Origin of the sequence: Paenibacillus cisolokensis (genome assembly GCF_050481165.1) — a bacterium.
Taxonomy (GTDB): Bacteria; Bacillota; Bacilli; order Paenibacillales; family Paenibacillaceae; genus Paenibacillus_AH; species Paenibacillus_AH cisolokensis.
On record NZ_JBCNFP010000009.1, the window covers coordinates 1 to 19,735 of the forward strand.

At 52.3% G+C, this 19,735-nt stretch carries 18 protein-coding genes and 1 pseudogene; 3 read left to right on the plus strand and 16 right to left on the minus strand.

Translation table 11 applies throughout. The annotated features are described in order from the left end of the window. The coding region (locus ABEV74_RS01595) for an SRPBCC family protein (protein WP_488168577.1) at positions 1–185 on the plus strand (185 nt) is incomplete at its 5' end. A gap of 149 nt (positions 186–334) precedes the next feature. On the opposite strand, the gene ABEV74_RS01600 is transcribed toward ABEV74_RS01595, so the two are convergent. The 3 genes and pseudogenes from ABEV74_RS01600 to fabF all read right to left on the minus strand — a co-directional run. Next, positions 335–1,195: a phosphotransferase gene (locus ABEV74_RS01600; RefSeq protein WP_430142981.1), complete on the minus strand. Its 861-nt coding sequence runs from the start codon at positions 1,193–1,195 to the stop codon at positions 335–337. 73 nt (positions 1,196–1,268) lie between these two features. After that, positions 1,269–1,475: a hypothetical protein gene (locus ABEV74_RS01605; RefSeq protein ID WP_430142982.1), complete on the minus strand. Its 207-nt coding sequence runs from the start codon at positions 1,473–1,475 to the stop codon at positions 1,269–1,271. Between the two features lie 166 nt (positions 1,476–1,641). Next, positions 1,642–2,811 (minus strand): annotated as a pseudogene (gene fabF / locus ABEV74_RS01610) (beta-ketoacyl-ACP synthase II); the annotation flags it as partial. A gap of 567 nt (positions 2,812–3,378) precedes the next feature. On the opposite strand from fabF, the gene ABEV74_RS01615 reads away from it, so the two are divergent. Then, on the plus strand, positions 3,379–3,759 hold the full coding sequence (locus ABEV74_RS01615) for a hypothetical protein (protein WP_430142984.1): 381 nt from the start codon (positions 3,379–3,381) through the stop codon (positions 3,757–3,759). 223 nt (positions 3,760–3,982) lie between these two features. Here ABEV74_RS01615 and ABEV74_RS01620 read toward each other — a convergent pair whose 3' ends face one another. The 3 genes from ABEV74_RS01620 to ABEV74_RS01630 form a co-directional block, all read right to left on the minus strand. Continuing rightward, on the minus strand, positions 3,983–4,699 hold the full coding sequence (locus ABEV74_RS01620) for a class I SAM-dependent methyltransferase (RefSeq protein ID WP_430142985.1): 717 nt from the start codon (positions 4,697–4,699) through the stop codon (positions 3,983–3,985). Between the two features lie 301 nt (positions 4,700–5,000). Beyond that, complete coding sequence (locus ABEV74_RS01625) at positions 5,001–5,414, minus strand: hypothetical protein (RefSeq protein ID WP_430142987.1); 414 nt, start codon at positions 5,412–5,414, stop codon at positions 5,001–5,003. Positions 5,415–5,719: 305 nt separating this feature from the next. After that, positions 5,720–6,604, minus strand: coding sequence for a helix-turn-helix domain-containing protein (locus ABEV74_RS01630; protein WP_430142989.1), 885 nt, complete (start codon positions 6,602–6,604; stop codon positions 5,720–5,722). Positions 6,605–6,725: 121 nt separating this feature from the next. Here ABEV74_RS01630 and ABEV74_RS01635 point away from each other — a divergent pair, with 121 nt between their 5' ends. Then, a complete protein-coding gene (locus ABEV74_RS01635) occupies positions 6,726–8,261 on the plus strand; it encodes a sulfatase family protein (protein ID WP_430142990.1) in 1,536 nt (511 codons plus the stop codon). A gap of 114 nt (positions 8,262–8,375) precedes the next feature. Here the strand turns inward: ABEV74_RS01635 and ABEV74_RS01640 are convergent, their stop codons facing one another. From ABEV74_RS01640 to ABEV74_RS01685, 10 genes are all read right to left on the minus strand, one after another. Next, a complete protein-coding gene (locus tag ABEV74_RS01640; RefSeq protein ID WP_430142992.1) occupies positions 8,376–10,385 on the minus strand; it encodes an alpha-L-arabinofuranosidase C-terminal domain-containing protein in 2,010 nt (669 codons plus the stop codon). 14 nt (positions 10,386–10,399) lie between these two features. Next, entirely contained in the window at positions 10,400–11,320 is a 921-nt protein-coding gene (locus ABEV74_RS01645; RefSeq protein WP_430142993.1) for a carbohydrate ABC transporter permease, read from the minus strand. Continuing rightward, a complete protein-coding gene (locus ABEV74_RS01650; RefSeq protein ID WP_430143008.1) occupies positions 11,314–12,246 on the minus strand; it encodes an ABC transporter permease in 933 nt (310 codons plus the stop codon). The genes ABEV74_RS01645 and ABEV74_RS01650 overlap by 7 nt, the downstream gene beginning before the upstream one ends. Positions 12,247–12,387: 141 nt before the next feature. Beyond that, the gene (locus tag ABEV74_RS01655) at positions 12,388–13,983 is read right to left on the minus strand and encodes an extracellular solute-binding protein (protein ID WP_430142995.1); all 1,596 of its coding nucleotides are present in this window, start codon (positions 13,981–13,983) and stop codon (positions 12,388–12,390) included. 122 nt (positions 13,984–14,105) lie between these two features. Beyond that, on the minus strand, positions 14,106–15,707 hold the full coding sequence (locus tag ABEV74_RS01660; protein WP_430142997.1) for a response regulator transcription factor: 1,602 nt from the start codon (positions 15,705–15,707) through the stop codon (positions 14,106–14,108). After that, positions 15,643–17,478 carry a cache domain-containing sensor histidine kinase gene (locus tag ABEV74_RS01665; RefSeq protein WP_430142998.1) on the minus strand — a complete coding sequence of 612 codons (1,836 nt, stop codon included), beginning with the start codon at positions 17,476–17,478 and terminating at the stop codon, positions 15,643–15,645. The genes ABEV74_RS01660 and ABEV74_RS01665 overlap by 65 nt, the downstream gene beginning before the upstream one ends. Before the next feature lie 193 nt (positions 17,479–17,671). Next, positions 17,672–17,884 (minus strand): DUF6366 family protein, encoded by a 213-nt coding sequence (locus ABEV74_RS01670; RefSeq protein ID WP_430143000.1) that lies wholly within the window; start codon positions 17,882–17,884, stop codon positions 17,672–17,674. 15 nt (positions 17,885–17,899) lie between these two features. Continuing rightward, positions 17,900–18,082: a hypothetical protein gene (locus ABEV74_RS01675; RefSeq protein ID WP_430143002.1), complete on the minus strand. Its 183-nt coding sequence runs from the start codon at positions 18,080–18,082 to the stop codon at positions 17,900–17,902. A gap of 52 nt (positions 18,083–18,134) precedes the next feature. Further along, positions 18,135–18,854 carry an AAA family ATPase gene (locus ABEV74_RS01680; protein WP_430143004.1) on the minus strand — a complete coding sequence of 240 codons (720 nt, stop codon included), beginning with the start codon at positions 18,852–18,854 and terminating at the stop codon, positions 18,135–18,137. A gap of 454 nt (positions 18,855–19,308) precedes the next feature. After that, a complete protein-coding gene (locus ABEV74_RS01685; protein WP_430143006.1) occupies positions 19,309–19,683 on the minus strand; it encodes a DUF2269 family protein in 375 nt (124 codons plus the stop codon). Positions 19,684–19,735 lie beyond the last annotated feature (52 nt).

Sequence of the window (19,735 nt, forward strand, 5' to 3'; positions counted from 1 at the left end):
GGCTTTCGAAATTCAGGTTGACTTTTACTGAACATGAAGGAAAAACGACGCTTCCCCTTGCCGGCGGCCCAATCCATGCTTCCGAGGAAGAACGCAACACTTATAAGGGAATGGTTGAATCTTTGAAACAAGGCTTCGGCGGAACCTTCGATCAGCTCTCCGACTACTTGGCGACAATCTCATAAGATTCATGAAAAAGGAGCCCAATCATGAGCTCCTATTTCATATGTAATCGTTACTTGACTTTTTGAATCTTGAATGTAAACTTCCATTCTGCCGAATTTCCTGAATACCTGCCCCGATTTTCTACAACCTTTTTTCTTCGAGCAAGCTCTCAAAGCAGCTTTGCATGTAAGTATGGATTGCTCAGTAGTAAGGTTTTGACTCGTGAAATCGTATTTTTCCTTTTCGGCAACATTGCAATTCTATTTAACAGAATCCATCTCAGGCAAGCGATTGCCTCGAATAATAACAGTTCTTCATCCGTATAATTCGTTTCGGATAAAAAAGCGGAACGATAAACAGAATAATACTTTTCACTAACATAAATCCGGATTAATACATTCGACCAAGCCATATCGTACCTCGGATCGCCCGGTTGTCCGTTGGTCCAGTCGATTACCGTATGCTTCCCGTCCTTTTCGAGGATATTGCCCAAGTTATAATCTCCATGAATAATGCAATCTTGCTTTATTTTCGCCCTTTCGACCAGCTGAACGAGCAGATTCTCAATATCCGGATGATCGTGAATGCCGGGGTAAAAATAACGGACAAATTCATGTTGGGGTAATTTGAAGTCACCTAGCGATTCTAACGGGACCTTATGTATATCGAGCAATACTTTTGCAAGTTGAGTCAGTTTGGATTGATCGACGCGGTTGACGGGCAGCCCGTCAAAAGAGGTTAATAAAACCGGATTGCCGCTCTCATCGACTCCCCAGCCAATAGGTTTCGAAACGGCCTTCCCTTGACGATATAAAACATCCAATAACTTATATTGAATGCCCACCTCCGGTTTTGAATGCCTGTTCCAGATCTTTAATACAAAGCCGGTTTCCGGCGTACAAATTTTGATCACTTCTGCTTCGAGTCCGGACTCTAGTGGAGTAAAATCGAAAGAGTCAGAGTGTTTTTCCAATAATTCGAAATCTATGCTTTTTTCAATCCAGCGGATATTTCGGACAAGCTCCCTCATGTTTTTCTCTTCCCTTCGTTAGCCCAAAATCAACGGCTTAATCGTATGAAATAATTTGTGGGAATCAACCTTTTCATAGTTCCAAAGCATAATCTTTTCCATTGATTTCGCTGACAATATCGTCATCCCTTGCAATGCTTCTCGGGCCCGTTCCCCAACCGGCATCCATCGTTTGGAAACGAATGGTATCTCCCGAAGATATCGTTAATAGAGAAGGTACTTCTTTCGTAAATGATCCGATCAATGCTTCCTGGGTCAGATGAATATGATGTACGCTCATGAAATCGCCTCCAAAAATACGACCCGGCCTTCGAATAGCTCGATCTTAGGCCGGGTCTTGCGTCGTCTGAGCTTCTTCCATGATTATACATCTGATGGACAAGGGATGAAAGGCCTCACAGCCTACACTTCGGAATAAGATTTCGCCGGAGTCGACGCGCACGGTCTTAACGATCGTACGTTTTTAACGCGATCACCGCATTGTGTCCGCCAAAACCGAAAGAGTTGGATAGCCCGATGTTCAATGCCGCTTCGCGCGCTTCGTTCGGCACATAATCCAAATCGCATTCAGGATCTTTCCGCTCCAGATTAATGGTCGGGGGGATTACGTTGTGCTGAATCGTTTTGACTAAAGCGATGGCTTCGACTGCACTGGACGCTCCCAACAAATGGCCGATCATCGACTTATTTGCTGTAATCGGAATCCGGTAAGCATAGTCTCCGAATAATTTTTTAATCGCTAACGTTTCGGACCTGTCGCCGATTTCGGTGCTTGTAGCGTGTGCGCTGATGACATCCACTTCTTCAGGACGAATGCCGGCTTCTTGAATGGCCCGTTTCATAGCTTGATAAGCGCCGATCCCTTCCGGATGGGTCGCCACCATATGATAGGCGTCGGAAGTGGCTCCATAGCCAATGACTTCTGCATAGATGCGGGCATCTCTACGCAAAGCATGCGCAAGCGACTCCAGAACCAGTATCCCTGCGCCTTCCGCGATAACGAATCCGTCTCGTCCCGCATCGAATGGACGACTGGCTCGGGACGGTTCATCGTTCCGAGTCGATAAAGCCGTCGCATTGCCGAAACTCGCCAAAGATATTTCCGTAACAGCGGCTTCGGCTCCTCCGGCAATTACGATATCGGCGTGTCCGGAACGTATTAGACGAAATGCCTCTCCAATCGCCGTATTTCCGATCGAACACGCCGTTACAGGGGATAAGGTCGGCCCTATCGCACCGTATTTTATACTAATGGAAGCGGCCGCCATATTGGATATCATCATGGGCACCAACGTCGGGCTTACACGTTCCGGACCGCGCTCCCGAATAATCGCAGCTTGATCGGACAAGGTGTGAATGCCCCCAACACCCGAACCGACGTACACCCCCATACGTTCCCGATTCACGTGCTCAAGAGAAAGCCCGGAATCTTCCCAAGCTTGCTCGGCCGCAGCCACTGCAAATTGACAGAACCGATCCATGCGCCGCGCTTCTTTTCGTCCGAACCGCTCATCTGCGTCAAAATCCCGCACTAATCCCGCTATTTTGGACTTATATCTGGATACATCGAAGGTATCGATACGGGTAATTCCCGATTCCCCTCTTACTAATCGGTTCCCGGAGCGTACGGAACGACAAGCTCAATCGGCTTTTCCGGCCAATTTGCCGCGCCGGTTCCCCCCGAGTCAGACGGCCCCGCCGGCTCTCCCGGTCCTCCACATGCCGCAAGAAGTACCGTAACGATCAACATCCATGAGACCAAACCCGCGAAACGCCTCGTTCCTTTTTTCATTCCAGCTCAGCTCTCATTATTATAATTTTAACTAGCAGCGGAACGTATTATCGTTCCGGCTTATAAGCTTGCGGTGGCTACGTTCGTTTCAGAAACGGGAAGAATGCTTTAAGGGAGCGTATTCCTCTTGAAGCGGGGATGATTCTGCATTTTCCGGAGCTGTAATGGCACGTCTTTGAATATGACGAAGTCGGGTATGTGGACATTATGTTTATTTACGGCCAAGTGACCCGCATTCGACCTGAAGAGATTGTGGAGGAATAACACGACCCCCTTCTTGCTACTACACTTGCATACCTGTCTTGAAAAAATACGGTACAACCGTACAAGCCGTTGTTCCCCTATCGCATACTATGTTATATACAGGCCGCCTTTGACGGAGGTGAACCAGATGAAATCCAAACGGCGGACAAAAGCCGCGCAAGCATCAAAATGGATCGGGCACACGGTATGCGTAGGGTTAAAGAATGGGGACTACTATGTTGGCAGGGTAGTAGATGTGAGGAACGGAGAATTGATTTTGTCCGGCATGCAAGGGCAAGGCAAGCTGACGGACTCCTTTACCCGGCAAGATAAGGCCAAAGTTTCCGGACTGCTGGACTCCTTACTCGGCGGGCTTGGCGGGCTCGACGGTGGAAATGACGGAGCCAATCCATTAGGAGGAGGCGATGGCGCCGCAACCGGCTTGTTCGGGAAGCTCTGGCCCATGATTCGAGTAGGGATCGGCATGCTTCAATTTATCATGCCTCTGGTAAGAAAATTTTTCGTTTAACCCTCAGATGGGATTGGCCTGGCATCTTGCCGTCCAATCCCATTGCAAAACCATCTGAAGATATCATGATTCGACCGGGAAGTGTGCTGCTCCACCCCAACCCGACTCTCTCCTCCTCACCTCGGCAAATCATCGGCATACTGCCTGCGCAATCGACTGAGCTCGCCCCTTACTTTTTCTTTAAATAGATAGGCTTTATAATATCATTCATAAAATCACCCCATTACTTCTTCCTCCATAAGGATGTCCATAAAAACGGCACGCCAAAGAGATCGCTGTCCTCATCCATTTCGTTCATCATTCTGAGTTCAATACATTCGAAATTATCAGACAATAAATAACGGATTTTCTCGGCCGTAAAGGCAAGACCGCCCTTCATCGTTTTCTCTTCATAGACGTCCCAATCTGACATCGTAAACTGGGGGCCTCCGATATCCCCGAATCCCGGGGCAAAACAGGTCAATCCAAAATGACCTCCGGGCTTCAATCCGTTATATATCATGTTTAAGTATTGGATTCTGCGATGTGGCAATATCCCGTGCATGCATCCGGAATCATATACGAAGTCGTACTTTTCCCTAGGCTCCAATTCGAATACAGACCGACATTGAAAATGGATCGGATATAATAACTCATGGGCTCTTTCCTTCGCCCAATCAATAGCTGCCTGCGAAATATCGACCGCATCCACCCGAAAACCTTTGCTGTGCAGAAAAATGGCGTTTCTTCCCGGGCCGCAACCCAGCTCCAGGGCTCTCCCGGGCTGAATTAATCCGGAAGCGATATAGGCGTGCAGGTTCTCATCAGGCTTATTATGAAAAAATGGAACCGGACGTGTTCGGTCGGAATAAAAGGGCTCCCAAAATTGTTTCGACGGTCTGAATTGCGAATCCAACATTTTATACAGGTCTTCCACGTTCTTTATTGTTTTTTCATTCACCAGAGTAATCTCCTCTTTTTTTTATCTTGCTTCAATTGCACATAACGTTTCTCGTATTCACGAAACGCCCCAGCATTCGATAGCTCTTATCTCTTAAAGGGAACCTTTGAAGTTCTGACTGTATAACTTCCCATTCTTCCACTTCTCATATTTCAATATAGAAAGGTCCGGCTGTAAGCACAGTTAGTCCGTGCGAAGGTGACCGCCTGAATCCACTTCTCCGAAATGCCTCGGGCGGACCGAGGCGTGAATGCGCAAGCGTGAATACGGTATTATGCGATGCCGCTACTTCATTGAATGACTAACAAATTTCAATTGCTGGTTGATTTTCATCTGCAACTTTGTTTAAAATATGCCCTTCCAATTTTATTGATGTAATTGCTTCATTATTAACTATATAGTTATAAGCTCTTAAATTTTTATTGATCTGTTCTGACCCATAATAATACCATTGCCATATTAATCCCTTAGAATTTTTAATAATAAATATCTCTTGTGAAATCAGAACATCTTCTGGGAATTTAATATAGAGTGTTTCGTTATTGTCGAAATATATAAGTAGTAGTTGCTCTTGATAATCAGCCCTAATGATCCGATGGTTATTGTCCATGGGTCTTCCAAACCATTCACCATAAAATCGTAATGTTCCAGATTTAATATTAGGTATTAATTGATTTATCTGTTGAGCAATAACTTTAGCTGAAATACGATGCACCTTCTTTCACTGTTCTTTAAGCGGTTTCACATAACGTTTCTTGTATTCACGAAACCTATGGTTGTTCCCCTGACTCCACTCCCCCGAAATGCCCTCAGGTAGACCAAGGGTCGGCGAATGCCGGCCCGCAGCAAAGTTTCATGGCATTTTTGACTTCCAATCGCCTTAATCCCAAATCCGGTCCAACTCGGCGATTTTTCGTCCATCGGCATGTTCACGGCTGTCTGCCTGGTACTCTCGCTCGGGGCATCCGCTTCATAACATGATCACTGCCTCCCCGGCGCACCAAGACCCCAGCTGCGCCATTATTCGCGTGGAGCCTTCTCCCTGTAAGCGGTAGGAGGCATACCATAATGGCGGGTAAACGCTCTTGTGAACGCGAAGGGATTCGCATAGCCGAGCGAATATGCGATTTCGGTCACGGAAGCGGAGCTTTCCTTCAGCATTTCGGCCGCTTTCGTCATACGCGACTTCGCCAAGTATTGCGAGGGAGACACGCCTACGCGCTGCGCAAACGCAGTCGAAAAATAATTGCGGTTCATGCCGACAATAGCGGCCAGCTGCTCTACGGTCAGCCCCTCCGCCGCATGCAGATCGGCATAGCGAAGACTGCGCCGGACCCAATCTCGGGACTCCGGCCGGCGTGCTCCGTCATCCTTCGCGAGCAACGCGAAGAAGAAGCGGAGCAAGGCGCTTTGCATGGCAAGCGAATGCCGAAGGCCTTCGCCGGAGTCCGCGCCGGAGCCCGATCTCATCAACTGGAACAGATCGTCGAGCGCGGACTGCATGGCAGCGTCGAACCGCCCCGGCAGGCACGGTTCGTCCGGAGTCAATCCGGCAGTCTGCAGCAGTTCTTCCGTTCCCGGCCCCTCCACAACGATCCAGCTCATCAGCAGCTTCGAACAGTTATCGGGCCTGCGGTAATAATATGTGCGGCCGGGAAACATGCAGAACAGATCGCCATTTCGCAGCAGAAACTGTCGGCCCCCGCTCCCGCTTTCAAACAGCAGCCTGCCTTCCTTCACGATATGGATGCTGTATCCGTCCATCCGCTTCGGCCCCGCCTGATAGCCCGGTTTTGTAATCGTCTGCCCGCCGCGAACCGTCCACAGCTTCTCGCTCATCTCCCATTCATCCGGCGTATGATAGAGAAACTCCGCTTTTTCATTGCCGTAGTCCTTCCAGTTCATCTTTCCCAGCCTTTCAATGTCTTGATAGACAATCCGAGATAATGATAGGTTTCTCTAACAATGGGACATGTCCATACCTCGCGTTTCAATCTATAATTTTATCATAGGAGGCGATGGTCCCATGAAAAAACCTAACATTTTGTTAATTACAAGCGATCAGCAGCATTGGAATACGATAGGCGCGTTCAACCATGAAATTCACACTCCCCATCTGGACCGTCTCGTCCGCGAAGGCACCACCTTCACCAGAGCATATTGCCCCAATCCGACCTGCACGCCGAGCCGCGCTTCCATTATAACGGGCATGTATCCGAGCCAACACGGCGCCTGGACGCTCGGAACGAAACTGCTGGAGGATCGGCATACGGTGGGAGAAGATTTCATTCAAGCCGGATACCGCACGGCGCTGATCGGCAAGGCCCACTTTCAACCGCTGCGTTCGACGGAGCAATATCCTTCTCTGGAAGCGTATCCCATTCTCCAGGATTTGGAGATGTGGGCCGGTTTCCACGGACCGTTCTATGGATTCGATCATGTGGAGCTGGCGCGCAATCATACGAACGAAGCGCATGTCGGCCAGCATTACGCACTGTGGTTGGAAGAAAAGGGCTGCGTTAATTGGCGCGATTACTTTCTCGCACCGACAGGGAATATGGACCCGGCGATTACGTACCGGTGGCCGATCCCGGAAGAGTTCCACTACAATACATGGATTGCGGAACGGACTGGCGCGATGCTGGAGCAATATAAGAAGTCGGGCGAAAACTTCTTCTTATGGTCCAGCTTCTTCGATCCTCATCCGGAATATCTGGTGCCGGAGCCGTGGGATTCGATGTATGATCCCGACAGCCTGACGATTCCCGCACTCGTGCCCGGAGAGCATGACCGCAACCCGCCCCATTTCGGCAAAACGCAGGAGGATGACCCGGACTTCTCGCATCTGCTGGAAAGCGGCTACGGCATTCACGGCTACAAATCCCATCTTTACTACGCATACGGGAAACGGCATAAGCTGACGGAATACGACCGGAAAAAGCTTGTGGCCGTCTACTACGGCATGATCAGTATGATGGACAAATATATCGGCCGAATTCTGGACAATCTTGACGAGCTCGGGCTCACAGACGATACGATTGTCGTATTTACGTCGGATCACGGTCACTTCTTCGGGCAGCACGGTTTGCAGGAGAAGGGCGGATTCCATTATGAGGATCTGATCAAGCTGCCTTTTATCGTCCGGTATCCCGGTCGGGTGCCTGCCGGCCGTAGCTCGCCGGCCATTCAATCGCTGGTCGATCTGGCGCCTACGCTGCTGTCATTCTGCGATATTCCCGTGCCTCATGCCATGACCGGCGTCGATCAGCGGGATGTCTGGCTGGGCCGCAAGGAGAAAGCCAGAGACCATGCGATCTGCGAGTTCCGGCATGAAGCGACGACCATTCATCAGAAAACCTACGTCAATGCGCGGTACAAAATAACGGTATACTACAATCAGACGTACGGCGAGTTGTTTGATCTGGACGAAGATCCGCAGGAGCTTCGCAATTTGTGGGACGACCCCGATTACGCGGACTTGAAATCCGAGCTGCTGCTGAAATATATATGGGCCGAGCTCGGCAAGGAATCGATGCCGATGCCGCGCATTTGGCACGCTTAAGTTTCCGGCCCGCCCATATGCGAACGACAAAGAACCGCGCTTCGGAAGAACGCGGTTCTTTGTTGCGAATCGTGATCCGCAGCTGCCGGATGCCATAGCGAAAGGATAACGAGCTTATCGCCTGATTTCCAGCACGCAGACCGAATGGGGCTTTAATGCGAGCACCGGCCTGTCTCCGGCAATATCGACACGTCTCTCACGCATGACAATCGCCTCCGGTTCGAAGACGGAGTTGATCGTCTCGCAGTCTTCTCCCGCAAGCTCCCAGACGGTCGCCTCGACCGCGTCAGCGAACGGACCGAGGCGCAGCTCGGCATCCACCGGCGCAAGGCCGCGGTTAACGGCGAATATGGTCAGAACATGCCCCGATTCGTCCAGCGTCGCCGTCACATCGAGCACCGGAAGTGGTCCCGGTTCCGCTCCGTAGCGTCTGGAGCCGGATGCCCAGTGATACGTGCCGCAGTTCGTCGACACCGGCACGACGCGGGCAATCTGGCGGTTCGCGTACGTCTTCATGACATGGAACGTCGGCGTGCCGTAGACGACGCGGCTTCGGCCGCTCCAGCCCGCTGTCTTGCCCCGGTATTGGTCCGCATAACCGTCTCCGACACGAATGCAGCCGCCGAGCCAGCCATTGACAAGATCGGAGAAACTTCCGATCTGCACCAGATGCGACTGGCGGATGAACTCATTGAGATTCGCGGCGTTCGCGACGGCCGCTTCCAGCGTATGCTCCATCGGGCGGCCTTGACGAATCGTGTTCGGATAATACATCGTGTTATATTCCGTAATCGCCAGCTTCACATGCGCGTAAGCCGGATTGCCGGCAATCAGCTCCTCCGTCCTGCCGATAATGGCGCGGCTCACCTCCGGGAAGGCAACGACCGCCGGATACCGTTCTTCTTTGGACGTGTCCGGGGTAATGCCGACCGTCGCGCTGCCGTGGTAAATGTGAAGCGTGAGCATGTCCAGCTTATCCGCGGAAATGCGAAGCAGCGTGCGGTTCCACTCCGGATTGCAGTCGCCGCAGGCGAGCAGCACGATATCCGGATCGACACGCTTCATCGCGTCGGCAAACCGGTTGTAACGATGTGCGTACTGCTCGGCTGTGCAGTGCCCGTGCTGCCATGGCCCGTATATTTCGTTGCCGATCTCCCAATATTTCACACCGTACGGCTCGGGGTGGCCATTGCGCGCGCGCAATGCTCCGTATTCCGTATCCGTGCCGCCGTTGCAATATTCGACCCAGGCCGCCGCCTCCTCGGGCGTGCCGGTGCCGGCGTTGACACAAATGAGCGGCTCCGTATCCGTATCCCGGCAAAACCGCAAAAACTCATCCGTGCCGAAATATTTATGGGTCCAACCTCCCCACGCTTCATTGATCATGTTCGGACGTTCCAGAACCGGGCCGATAGCATACTCAAAATGGTAGGCGCTGATGTAATTACCGGCAAGACGCATCATACCCGGCTTCAGCTCCCGGGTTCGCTCCACGACCTCGCGCTTGACGTACCCGACGCTGTCCGAGGGGAGCATGGAGACGTGATCCAGCCAGATCGTACCGGAGCCGATCGTGTCCCGCCACGACTCTTCCTCGGCGGACAGCATAATTCGGAACTCCGCATCCTCGCAGGTACGGCTGGAGGTCAGTTCGAGCTCGTACATCCGCCATTTGTGCCCGCGCAGCACAAGCTCGGCACGGCCCAGCAGCTCGCCGGTTTTCCGGTCGGCCAGCTCGCAGACGGCGGCGCGCAGATCTACCGAAGCACGCGCCACAATTTTGAGCAGATACGTCATGCCGCCCTCCACGCTGACGCGCTGCCCAATCCCGCCGCGGCACCGGTCCGCGCTCAGGATGCGGATGCGCTGACTGTGCCCGGAATGTCTGGGCGCCGCAGGCTCGAGCGCGTATTCGGTATTTTTGCCGTCGGTAACCGGGTACCAGCCCGAAGAGACGCCGTGAATGTCGGCCTCGTCCTCGAAATCCATATCCTTCAGCACAAAGGCCAGCATCGCCTCCATATGATCGCGGATATCCTCCACGAAATGCCCGAAGATGTAAGGGTTCACGCAATGCGCCGAAACCGATTCCACATCGACGGCGATCGTCGCCCGCTCTCTCATCGCTCTCTTCCTCTCTATTCTTTGATCGAGCCGATCATGACGCCTTTGACAAAATGCTTTTGCACAAACGGATACAGGATAAGCACCGGAACGCTGGCGACAATAATCAGCCCGTACTTGATGCTTTCGGCAAGCAGCAGCTTCTCGGTCATCCCGAAGGTCGACCCCGACTCGTCCAGAAAACTGCTTTGACTGACAATCAGAATTTCCCGCAAGACGAGCTGCAACGGATACCGTTCATCGTCCCGCAAATAAATAAGCGCGTTAAAAAAAGCGTTCCAGTGACCGACGGCGTAGAACAGTACCATGACGGCGATGATCGGCTTCGACAACGGCAAAATAATGTGGAGCAGCAGCCGGGTGTTCGAGCATCCGTCGATGAGCGAGGCTTCCTGCAGCTCCCATGGAATGCTGTTCTGAAAATAAGTGCGCATCACAATCAGATTGTATGTCGCAATTGCCGTCGGCACGACCATGGCCCACATCGTATTGACCATGCCGAGATCCTTCACGATCAAATAGGTCGGAATGAGCCCGCCGTGAAAAAACATTGTAAACGTAATCGCAAACATAAGCGCGCCGCGCCCAGGCAAATCCCGCCGCGACAGCGGATAGGCCGCCAGCGTCGTCATTACGACATTCACGACCGTGCCGACGCTCGTGTACAGCAGCGTATTCGCGTAGCCGTTCCATACCGCGTCGAATCTGAAAATTTCCTTGTACGCGTCCAGCGTGAAGCCTTTCGGCCACAACCACATTTCGCCGTTCATCACCATGACCGGGTCGCTGAACGACGCGCTCAGCACGAACAGCAGCGGATACAGTACCGACAGCAGGATGAGGCCGGAGATGGCGTAGACGGCAGCGTCGAAGCCCCGTTCTCCCGCATGCTGCAGAGAAGGGCCGCGCGAACGAATCGAGGTTTCTTTCACCATAGGCTGGTCTCCGCCTTTCTCCGGGCATAGCCGTTAAGGAGAACGAGCAGAACGAAGTTGATGGCCGAATTGAACAAACCGATAGCCGCGCTGTAGCTGTAGTCGGCTTGCAAAATGCCGTTGTGATAGATGAAGGTCTGGATCACGTCGCTCGCTTCCTTGTTCAAATCGTTCTGCATCAGCAATATTTTTTCAAAGCCGACATTCATAAACGCGCCGACGTCGAGGATGAGCATAATGATGATAATCGGCGTGATGCCCGGCAGCGAAATATGCCAGATTCGTCGGAACCGGCTTGCGCCGTCGACTTTGGCCGCTTCATACAGCTGCGGGTTGATGCCGCTAAGCGCTGCGATATAAATAATGGACGACCACCCCATATTTTGCCAAATATTGGACCCGATAAGGACAGTCTTGAACCAGCCGGCGCTTTCCATGAACGGAATCGGTTCGATGCCGAGCGCGCCCAGCATCAAATTGACAAGCCCCGACTGCGGATTGAGAAACAGCTGAAGCATGCCGACAATGACAACGACCGATATGAAATGCGGCATGTACGTCACGTTCTGCAGCACCTTGCGGAATCTGTCGCTTGGAATTTCATGAATAAGCAGCGCCAGCAAAATCGGGATCGGGAACGCAATGAGCAGCGACAGCAAACTGATGCTTACTGTATTCCAGAGCAACCGTCCGAAATAATACGATGAAAAAAAGCGGTCAAAATTTTCAAAGCCGACCCATTCGCTGCCGACGATGCCTTTGGCGGGGTTAAAGTCCTTGAACGCAATTTGCACGCCATACATCGGACCGTATTGAAAAATAACATACCATGCCACCGGAACGAGCAGCATGAGGTATAAATCGTATCTGGCCGCAGCCCGCTTCCAGCCTTTGCGCCATTCGGCGCCCTTGCGTATGCGGGTCATGGCTTCCGCATTTATGCCTGCGCCCGGCTCTGGCGTATCGGATGCCGTCCGCATGCCGCACACCTCGCTTCCTTTCGCGAAGACCGGCCGCACCGCTTCGTCCCCGTACGGGGTGCCTTGCGAGCGGCCGCTCCGATCATATTATTTGGAGTTGTCGTACGCTTCCTGATAGATTTTCTCCAATTGCCTGATGTTCAGCTTCTCCAGCGTCTTCACGTATTCGTCCCATTTGTCGAAAGACAACGCGCCGGTGATGAACTTGGAGGTCGTCTCCGCCACATAGGTGTCAAGATCCTGGCGCAGCGTGTTGACTTCCTTGGACGTATTCTCGTCGAAGATCGGTGCGCCGAGCACTTCCTTCGGCATGTACGGATCGAGTTTCTCCTGGGCGGCCTGCACCTCCGGCGGATTGATGGCCGAAGCGTTCTTCTCGTTGATGAGATGCGGCGCGCCCCCGCCCGGCCATGGCGTAAACTGGCCGATGGTCGTCCCGGTGCCGCGCGGATCGGTCAGAATGGCCTCGGTATATTCCGGCCTTCCGTCCTCCTGCACCGTATACGTCTCGCCTTCCTTGCCGTAGCGGAAAAATATCGAGCCTTCTTCGCCATAGAAATAGTCGATCCAGCGCATAGTCGCTTCCGGGTGCTTGTTGACGGACGTAATGGCGAAAGTGCCGAAGTCGCGCGCGACCGGACGGCCAATGGCATTTCGGTCTCCATTCGGACCTGCCAGCGGTGCGATGCCTACGAAATCGTCCTTCTTGGCCGCGAACGGATCGCTCGCCTGGTTATGGAAGTAGCCCAGGTTGCCCGACGCCATCTTGGCGACGTATTGCGATGCGTTCTGCGTGAACAGCTCCTGGTCGAGAAGCTTCTCCTGAAACAGCTGGCGCACAAACATCAGCGTTTCCTTGAACGCGGGATCGTCAAACCAGATCTTAACCTTGCCATCTCTGATCATGATGTTGTAGCCCATCTGAAGATCGAGTCCCCACGCGCCGGCAAGCGCATTGATGACGGCGTTCCGGTCCCAGCCCGACATCGGAATTTCGTCCGGCTGCCCGTTCTTGTTCGGATCTCCGTCGCGGAACGCCCGGAGCACCTCGAGCAATTCGTCGGTCGTCTCCGGCTCCTTCAAACCCAGCGTATCCAGCCACGTCTTATTGATCCAATGCTTGTCTGTTCTGGCCGAACCGAGCGTCACAATGGTAGGCAACGCGTAGATATGGCCGTCGGGCGCCGTAATCGACGTTAAAATTTCCGGATACTCCTCCAGCAGCGCCTTCATATTCGGGGCATACCCTTCGATCAAATCCTCAAGCGGAATCAGCATGCCCGAGCTTCCGTATTTAACCGCTTCAAGCGGCGAAAGGCCCGCTTTGAACAACGCGTCCGGGAGCTCGTTGGATGCGAACATCAGATTCTTCTTCTCGGCGAAACCTTCGGTCGGAACATCCTCCCACACAATGTCGATGTTTGTCATCTTCTCGTATTCCTTGAAAACCAGCATCTCCTCATACGGACCGTTCGTCGGCGATTTCTGCGCAAACATTTTCAGTTGGATCGGTTCCTGCACAATCGGGAAACCTTCCGTCCGAATCTCCGTCTCTTCTTTCTGCTTTGCGGATGTTTCGGGCGCTCCGTCCTCCCCGCCGTTGCCGCCGGACGAACAGGCTGCAGCCATGCCCATCAGCATAACGGCGGACAGCACAATCCCCGCTATTTTCCGACCTTTCATGGATACGACCTCCCCCAAATCATAATGGAAACGCTTTTATTTTATACCGCAAGCGATTACACCAAGATTGCAATATTCTGAACAGAAACTGCAAAATTTCAAACAAAGGGAGGCGCTCCGCTTTATCGCCGCCGCCTGGCGTATTCCTGCGGCGTCATGCCCGTCCGGTTTTTGAACACCTTGAAGAAATAAGTGTAGCTGGAGAAGCCCACCCGCTCAAAAATATCTTTGGTACGGTAATCTCCGCTGTCCATCAGTTGTTTCGCCGCTTCAATGCGAATACCGTTCAAATAATCCGTAAAATAAACGCCGGTCTCCTGTTTGAACAAACGCCCCATATAAGTATCTGTAATACCGGCCGCCTCCGCCGCCATCTCAAGCGAAATCGGCTCTGCAAACCGCTCGCGGATGAGCGCGACGGCCTGCCGTACATAAGGCGAATATCTCCGCTCCCGCAGCGATTCCCCAAGCTTGCGGAGCAGTTGCGCATACAGCGATTTGACCCAGGAAGCCACTTCGTCCAGCCTGTTCGGGTCGGCCATCTCCTGCCGCGTCGGCCACTCCCCCTCGTCATACGAGGCTTCGGCTCCGCTCCCCAACTTGCTCCATATTTTATCGGCCAGCTGCACAAGTTCGCTCACCGTATGCGGAATGGTCACGGATAAGCTGTCCGCGTCCTTCAGTCCGGTGAAAATGTCATCGAGAATGACGGCCACCCTCGATGCCTCACCTTCTTCCACAGCGGCGATCAGCGCCTTCTCCTGACGAAGGGTGAGACCGATCGGCTGCCCGGCCGTTGATGCGGCGCCGTCCGGAGATGCGCCGTCCCTGACCGACCAGGCTGAAGCATAGTCCTCGGCAAGCCGGTCCAGTCTCGCACTAACGGGGCCGATCCCGTACGACAGGCGGACGTTGACGAACAGACGAAGCCTGTCCGCCATCCGCTTCAGACACGCCCGGACACGCTGCAGAATGGCATGCTCGCTTCTCTCTTCCTCGAAGGCAAACAACACCGCATAGCGTCCCTCACCGAGATCGGCGACAATACCGTTCTCGTCCTGCTCCAGTGATTGGCGGATCACGTCCATGACCGCCCTGGCCCGCTGCTTCTTCTCCGAAGCCGTCCGGAGGCCGAGCGCCTCCTGCCCATCGGAGGCTTGCAAAGCGGCCACCACGACGCGGCCGCTGCCGACCTGAGACAGGCGGCGCAAATATTCCGCGGCCTGCGCAGCATTCTCTTCGTGACCCAGCACCAGGCCGCGCAGAAACGTCTCAGCCAATCCCCGGTTAAGCGTCGGCCAATGACGCTCCATAAACGCAAGTCCGTCCGGCTTCCTCTCTGACAGCCGAATTTCCTCCTTCAATCGCAACAGCAGTTCCAGCAACGCTTCCCCGCTCGTCCTGTGCTTGAGCAAATAATCGGAAGCGCCGTTTTTCATCGTATTTCGGACAAAATCGTAGTTGTCGTAGCTGCTCAGCATGACGAGCTTCACCCGCTCGTCGCCATGATCGTGAATATAACCGCTAAGCTGCACGCCGTCCATGCCGGCCATGTCAATATCCGCAATAATGATGTCGGGCCTTGCGGCCGGCAGCATCTCCACCGCTTCTTGCCCGTTGCGAGCCTCTCCGCATATGCGAAAACCATGCGCCTCCCAGTCAATCAACCGCCTCAAATGCGTCAAGGCCAGCGGCTCGTCGTCCACCAACAAAACGTTCAGCAATACCGTTCTCCCCTTTCGCGATCGGTATCCGGATTTCCGCTTTCGTAAATATGTGAGGCCTGCTGTATAATCTGACGCCGTAAGCGGGGCCATACACCATACGGATTCGTTCGTTCACATTTCGGATGCCCATACCGCCCTCGCGGAAGCCGTCCCGGAGCGTGTCCGTGCGAAGCGCCGCCTCCATCTGCGCGGCCGTCATCCCGACGCCGTTGTCTCCTACCTCCAGGACAAGCTCCGTTCCGTCTCGGAACGCCTTGACCCAAATCGAGCCGTGATCCGGCAGGCTGCCGATGCCATGCGTCAGCGCATTCTCGACAAGAGGCTGCAGGATCAGCTTGAGCACCGGCGCATCCAGCAACTGATCGTCAATTTCGTATACGACCTGAAACCGGTCCGCGTATTTGTACCTTTGAATGGTCAGGTAACTGCGCACATAGGACAGCTCCTCCCGCAACGGAATAAACTCATTCGTATGGCCGAGCACGCCGCGCAGCATCTCAATGAGGGAGGAAGACACCTCCTCGATATTGCGGGCGCCGTTCAACGCCGCCAAATACTTGATGGTATTCAGTGAATTGTACAGAAAATGCGGACGGATCTGAGCCTGCAGGGCCGCCAGTTCGGCTTCCCGCTTCAGCGCTTCGCGCTGCTTGAGGCCGTCCATCAGCTCCCGGATTCGTCCCAGCATCGATTGGAACATGCGGTAAAATTGTCCCACTTCGTCCTGCGCCGTAATGTTCGCGGTTACAAAGAAGTTCCCCTCCTGCACCCGCTTCATCGCATTGTACAACTGACGCAAATTTCTCGTAATATGCGAGGCGACAGCGATGGACACAAGAAGAACGGCGAGGTAGACGAGTACGACCGCCTGGACAATGCGTTGTCCCAGCGTGAACGAATCCTTCATCAACGCGCGCTGCGGGATGATGCCTACCGTTGTCCAGCCCGTCGATTCGGCCTTCAAGCTTACAACCAGTTGACGGCTGCCCCCATGCCCCATCTCGCGGACACCGTCAACCGCCATCGCTTCCCGCAGCAGCTTGCCGTTCATCTCCGCTTCGTTGTCATCGGCGGATTGCCGAAACACGACTTCCCCGTTTTCGTCCAACACGTAGATGCTGCTGTCCTCGGACGGGCGAATATTGTAGTTGTTGCGAAGCAAATCATAATTCAAATCGATCATGACTACTCCGATTGTCTGCCGATTGTGGACGATCTTCCGTCCGAGCGTAACAGCATCCTCTCTGCCAATGCGCGTATGCTTAATAAATATTTTTTCAGCGGGCGCTAGCCAAATTTCTTCCATAAGCCCCCAATCCAGGCTGAGCCTGTCCTGATAAGGATGCCCCTCGTAGAAAACCCTCCCGTCGATCGCGCTTGCCACCGTTATCCGTTTAATATTCGATTTGTAGGCGATAAGGTAAGAAAGAAAGCTGTCCATTCGCTTTTGATCCAGGAAACCTTCCAGCGATACTTCGGAATTGCCGCTCAGCAGTACCGGAATGACGATCTCCTGATTGGTGACGACAAGAGCCATCAACCGGCTTGCATCCTGAATTACAATTCCCGTGTTCTCATCCGCTCGCCGAAAGCTGTCGGCGACGTAATCCGTCGCGTTTCGCTGGATCGTGTTCGTCATGTGATAATAAACGACGAGACCTACCAGCGCAAGTGCGGCCAGAATCACCAGACTGAACGCGGCAAAAATTCTCCCTTGAATGCTCCGGCGGAACGACAGAAGCACTGCGATTCTCTTTAGCCATGCCAAAGGGACTCTCCTCCCTGATTATTTGTAATCAAGCTTATACCAGAAACGCCGATTTTGTCAGCTATATCTTCTACTTTAACTATCGGTTATATCGTATTTTCCAGCAGTACAAACGAAAAAAGCGCATTCGCACAACATCTCGAATACGCTTGTTCTTTCTTTCAGATGGCGAAAAAGGTATCACCGTCCCTTTTTAAAACAGCAATTTATACAGGACATACCCTATAACCAATATCAGAATTAAAATCCCCGTGCCTTTCCATCCCAAGCCGCCTACCAAATCGGCCAAACTTCCAAATTCGGCACGATTCATGCCATCGCCGAACGCACCGGAAGGATTACGCTTTAACTCCTCTTGTCTTAAACGTTCGCTTTGTTCTTCAGGCGTTTCTTTTCGAACATCCATGCAACCGCCTCCTGGTCAAAACCTGCTCCTTTCTTCACGAAGAGCAAACTTTTTACTTTCATTATAACCGTCGCCATCCGTATTGGGTATAAACAACTTTCTGGCGCTCCTTCTGGCGATTGCGACAAAACTGCCGTTCCAACCGAGGGCCACAACGGGGAGAATCGAATTCTTTGAAAAATCGGTTTTCTCCGTCATGGCCGCCATCTTTTTTCTGGCTGTCTCTTATGGCGCGATCGCGAGTAGCAGCTTAGTCTATTAATTCTTTGAGATATCTTTTTCTATTCTCCAAAAATCTTCTGGTTATTTGGTAATGGTCCGTGTCTTCATACTGAATCAAGCCGATCGGCTGCTGATCGAAGGAGTATATGTCCGCATGGGGGTAACCCAAAAGTATGGGAGAATGAGTCGCGATGATCAATTGCGCATTATGCTGCAGTTCATGAATAATACTTAAAAATGCCAACTGTCTTGCCGGCGAAAGAGCTGCTTCCGGTTCGTCCAACAAATAGATTCCTTTTCTCCCGAATCGGTTTTTGAATAAGGATAGGAACGATTCGCCATGAGACTGCTCGTGCAACGATCTCCCGCCGTATGCATGATAGATGCTCGGATCTTCTTGGGCCAAATCATCGATGTGGTTCGCGAAGGTGTAAAAGGATTCCGCCCGCAAAAAGAAACCCGAATTGATTTTGGGCATCCATGAAAGCCGGATATAGTCCCCAAGTTTTGCTTCCGAGGAGGCTAACTCGTATTGATTATTCCGGCCTCCTCCCGCCGTATTAAACCCGCATTGATACGCAATAGCTTCCAATAACGTTGATTTCCCTGAACCGTTCTCTCCGACAAAAAACGTAACGTTCTTCTTGAACTTTAATGTCCCGAGACTTTTGATCGCTGGAATGTTAAAAGGATACTGATCGGGCGTTTTAATTTTTTCTGTTAATTTCATAACTTCATGAAGATACATGAATCATTTACCTTTCCCATTAGCATGATTCTTTTCGAAACTCATGCTCCAACGAATTGTTCTTCACGACAGGGCCTTGAACACCCATAGCTTCATACATGGCCTGAAATCGCTTCTTCGAATTCGTGGATCCTATGTACGGAACACGGTTTATTTCAATCCACGCTCCTGCACGAGGAGCGACGCTCAACGTCAAAATTGCCCACCAGGCGGACTGTGTTTCAATCCACGCTCCTGCACGAAAAACCAAAACCGGCGGGTTTCGCCGATATAGCCCGCTATGCCCCGTGTACTTTCATGCGAACGGGATTGACCGGTCCGTCCATTTCGAAGCTATTTTTGCAAATGAGGGATGTCGGAAAAAGTTTAGAAGCTTTTCGAAATCATGAGGTAAAGAATGACAATCGGCAGCAAAGTTGCAATAATACCAAAAACATCCCATAAACGCGACGCTTTAAACATACGCTTTAGAGATGTTCCCGCTCTCGATGCAGGCAGCGCTATGACGGATCATGGCACGTTGCAAGGGAATGAGAATCGCTAGCCAGATAACACCTGTAATGGCAAACAATATGAGCGATAACGTAAGCCAATTAAACCCGTGCATGGAGATTCCCGCTCGAACAGCCATGACGATTCCCGAAACGACGATAAGAATGAGCCCCGGAATCGTGAACACGAAATCGGCGAGCATTACGTTTTTTACAGCGTGATGAATGACGGCCGGGTTCTTCTGAAATTCCGCTCGAACTTTCCAAAACGCCGCCGTCATAATATTTCCTACAAATAATACGACACCCGCCAGATGAAGAAGCAGCCATAATTTCATGAGACGCCCTTCCTTTCTTTGTTCAACTTATACTATCTTGAAAATCTAAGTA

Excerpts from the sequence above, each read along its gene's own strand:
- ABEV74_RS01640 (WP_430142992.1), bottom strand. The coding sequence starts at position 10,385 with ATGAGAGAGCGGGCGACGATCGCCGTCGATGTGGAATCGGTTTCGGCG.
- ABEV74_RS01630 (WP_430142989.1), bottom strand. The coding sequence starts at position 6,604 with ATGAACTGGAAGGACTACGGCAATGAAAAAGCGGAGTTTCTCTATCAT.
- ABEV74_RS01670 (WP_430143000.1), bottom strand. The coding sequence starts at position 17,884 with ATGGATGTTCGAAAAGAAACGCCTGAAGAACAAAGCGAACGTTTAAGA.
- ABEV74_RS01615 (WP_430142984.1), top strand. The coding sequence starts at position 3,379 with ATGAAATCCAAACGGCGGACAAAAGCCGCGCAAGCATCAAAATGGATC.
- ABEV74_RS01655 (WP_430142995.1), bottom strand. The coding sequence starts at position 13,983 with ATGAAAGGTCGGAAAATAGCGGGGATTGTGCTGTCCGCCGTTATGCTG.
- ABEV74_RS01600 (WP_430142981.1), bottom strand. The coding sequence starts at position 1,195 with ATGAGGGAGCTTGTCCGAAATATCCGCTGGATTGAAAAAAGCATAGAT.
- ABEV74_RS01635 (WP_430142990.1), top strand. The coding sequence starts at position 6,726 with ATGAAAAAACCTAACATTTTGTTAATTACAAGCGATCAGCAGCATTGG.
- ABEV74_RS01675 (WP_430143002.1), bottom strand. The coding sequence starts at position 18,082 with ATGACGGAGAAAACCGATTTTTCAAAGAATTCGATTCTCCCCGTTGTG.
- ABEV74_RS01650 (WP_430143008.1), bottom strand. The coding sequence starts at position 12,246 with ATGACCCGCATACGCAAGGGCGCCGAATGGCGCAAAGGCTGGAAGCGG.
- ABEV74_RS01685 (WP_430143006.1), bottom strand. The coding sequence starts at position 19,683 with ATGAAATTATGGCTGCTTCTTCATCTGGCGGGTGTCGTATTATTTGTA.
- ABEV74_RS01680 (WP_430143004.1), bottom strand. The coding sequence starts at position 18,854 with ATGTATCTTCATGAAGTTATGAAATTAACAGAAAAAATTAAAACGCCC.
- ABEV74_RS01645 (WP_430142993.1), bottom strand. The coding sequence starts at position 11,320 with ATGGTGAAAGAAACCTCGATTCGTTCGCGCGGCCCTTCTCTGCAGCAT.
- ABEV74_RS01605 (WP_430142982.1), bottom strand. The coding sequence starts at position 1,475 with ATGAGCGTACATCATATTCATCTGACCCAGGAAGCATTGATCGGATCA.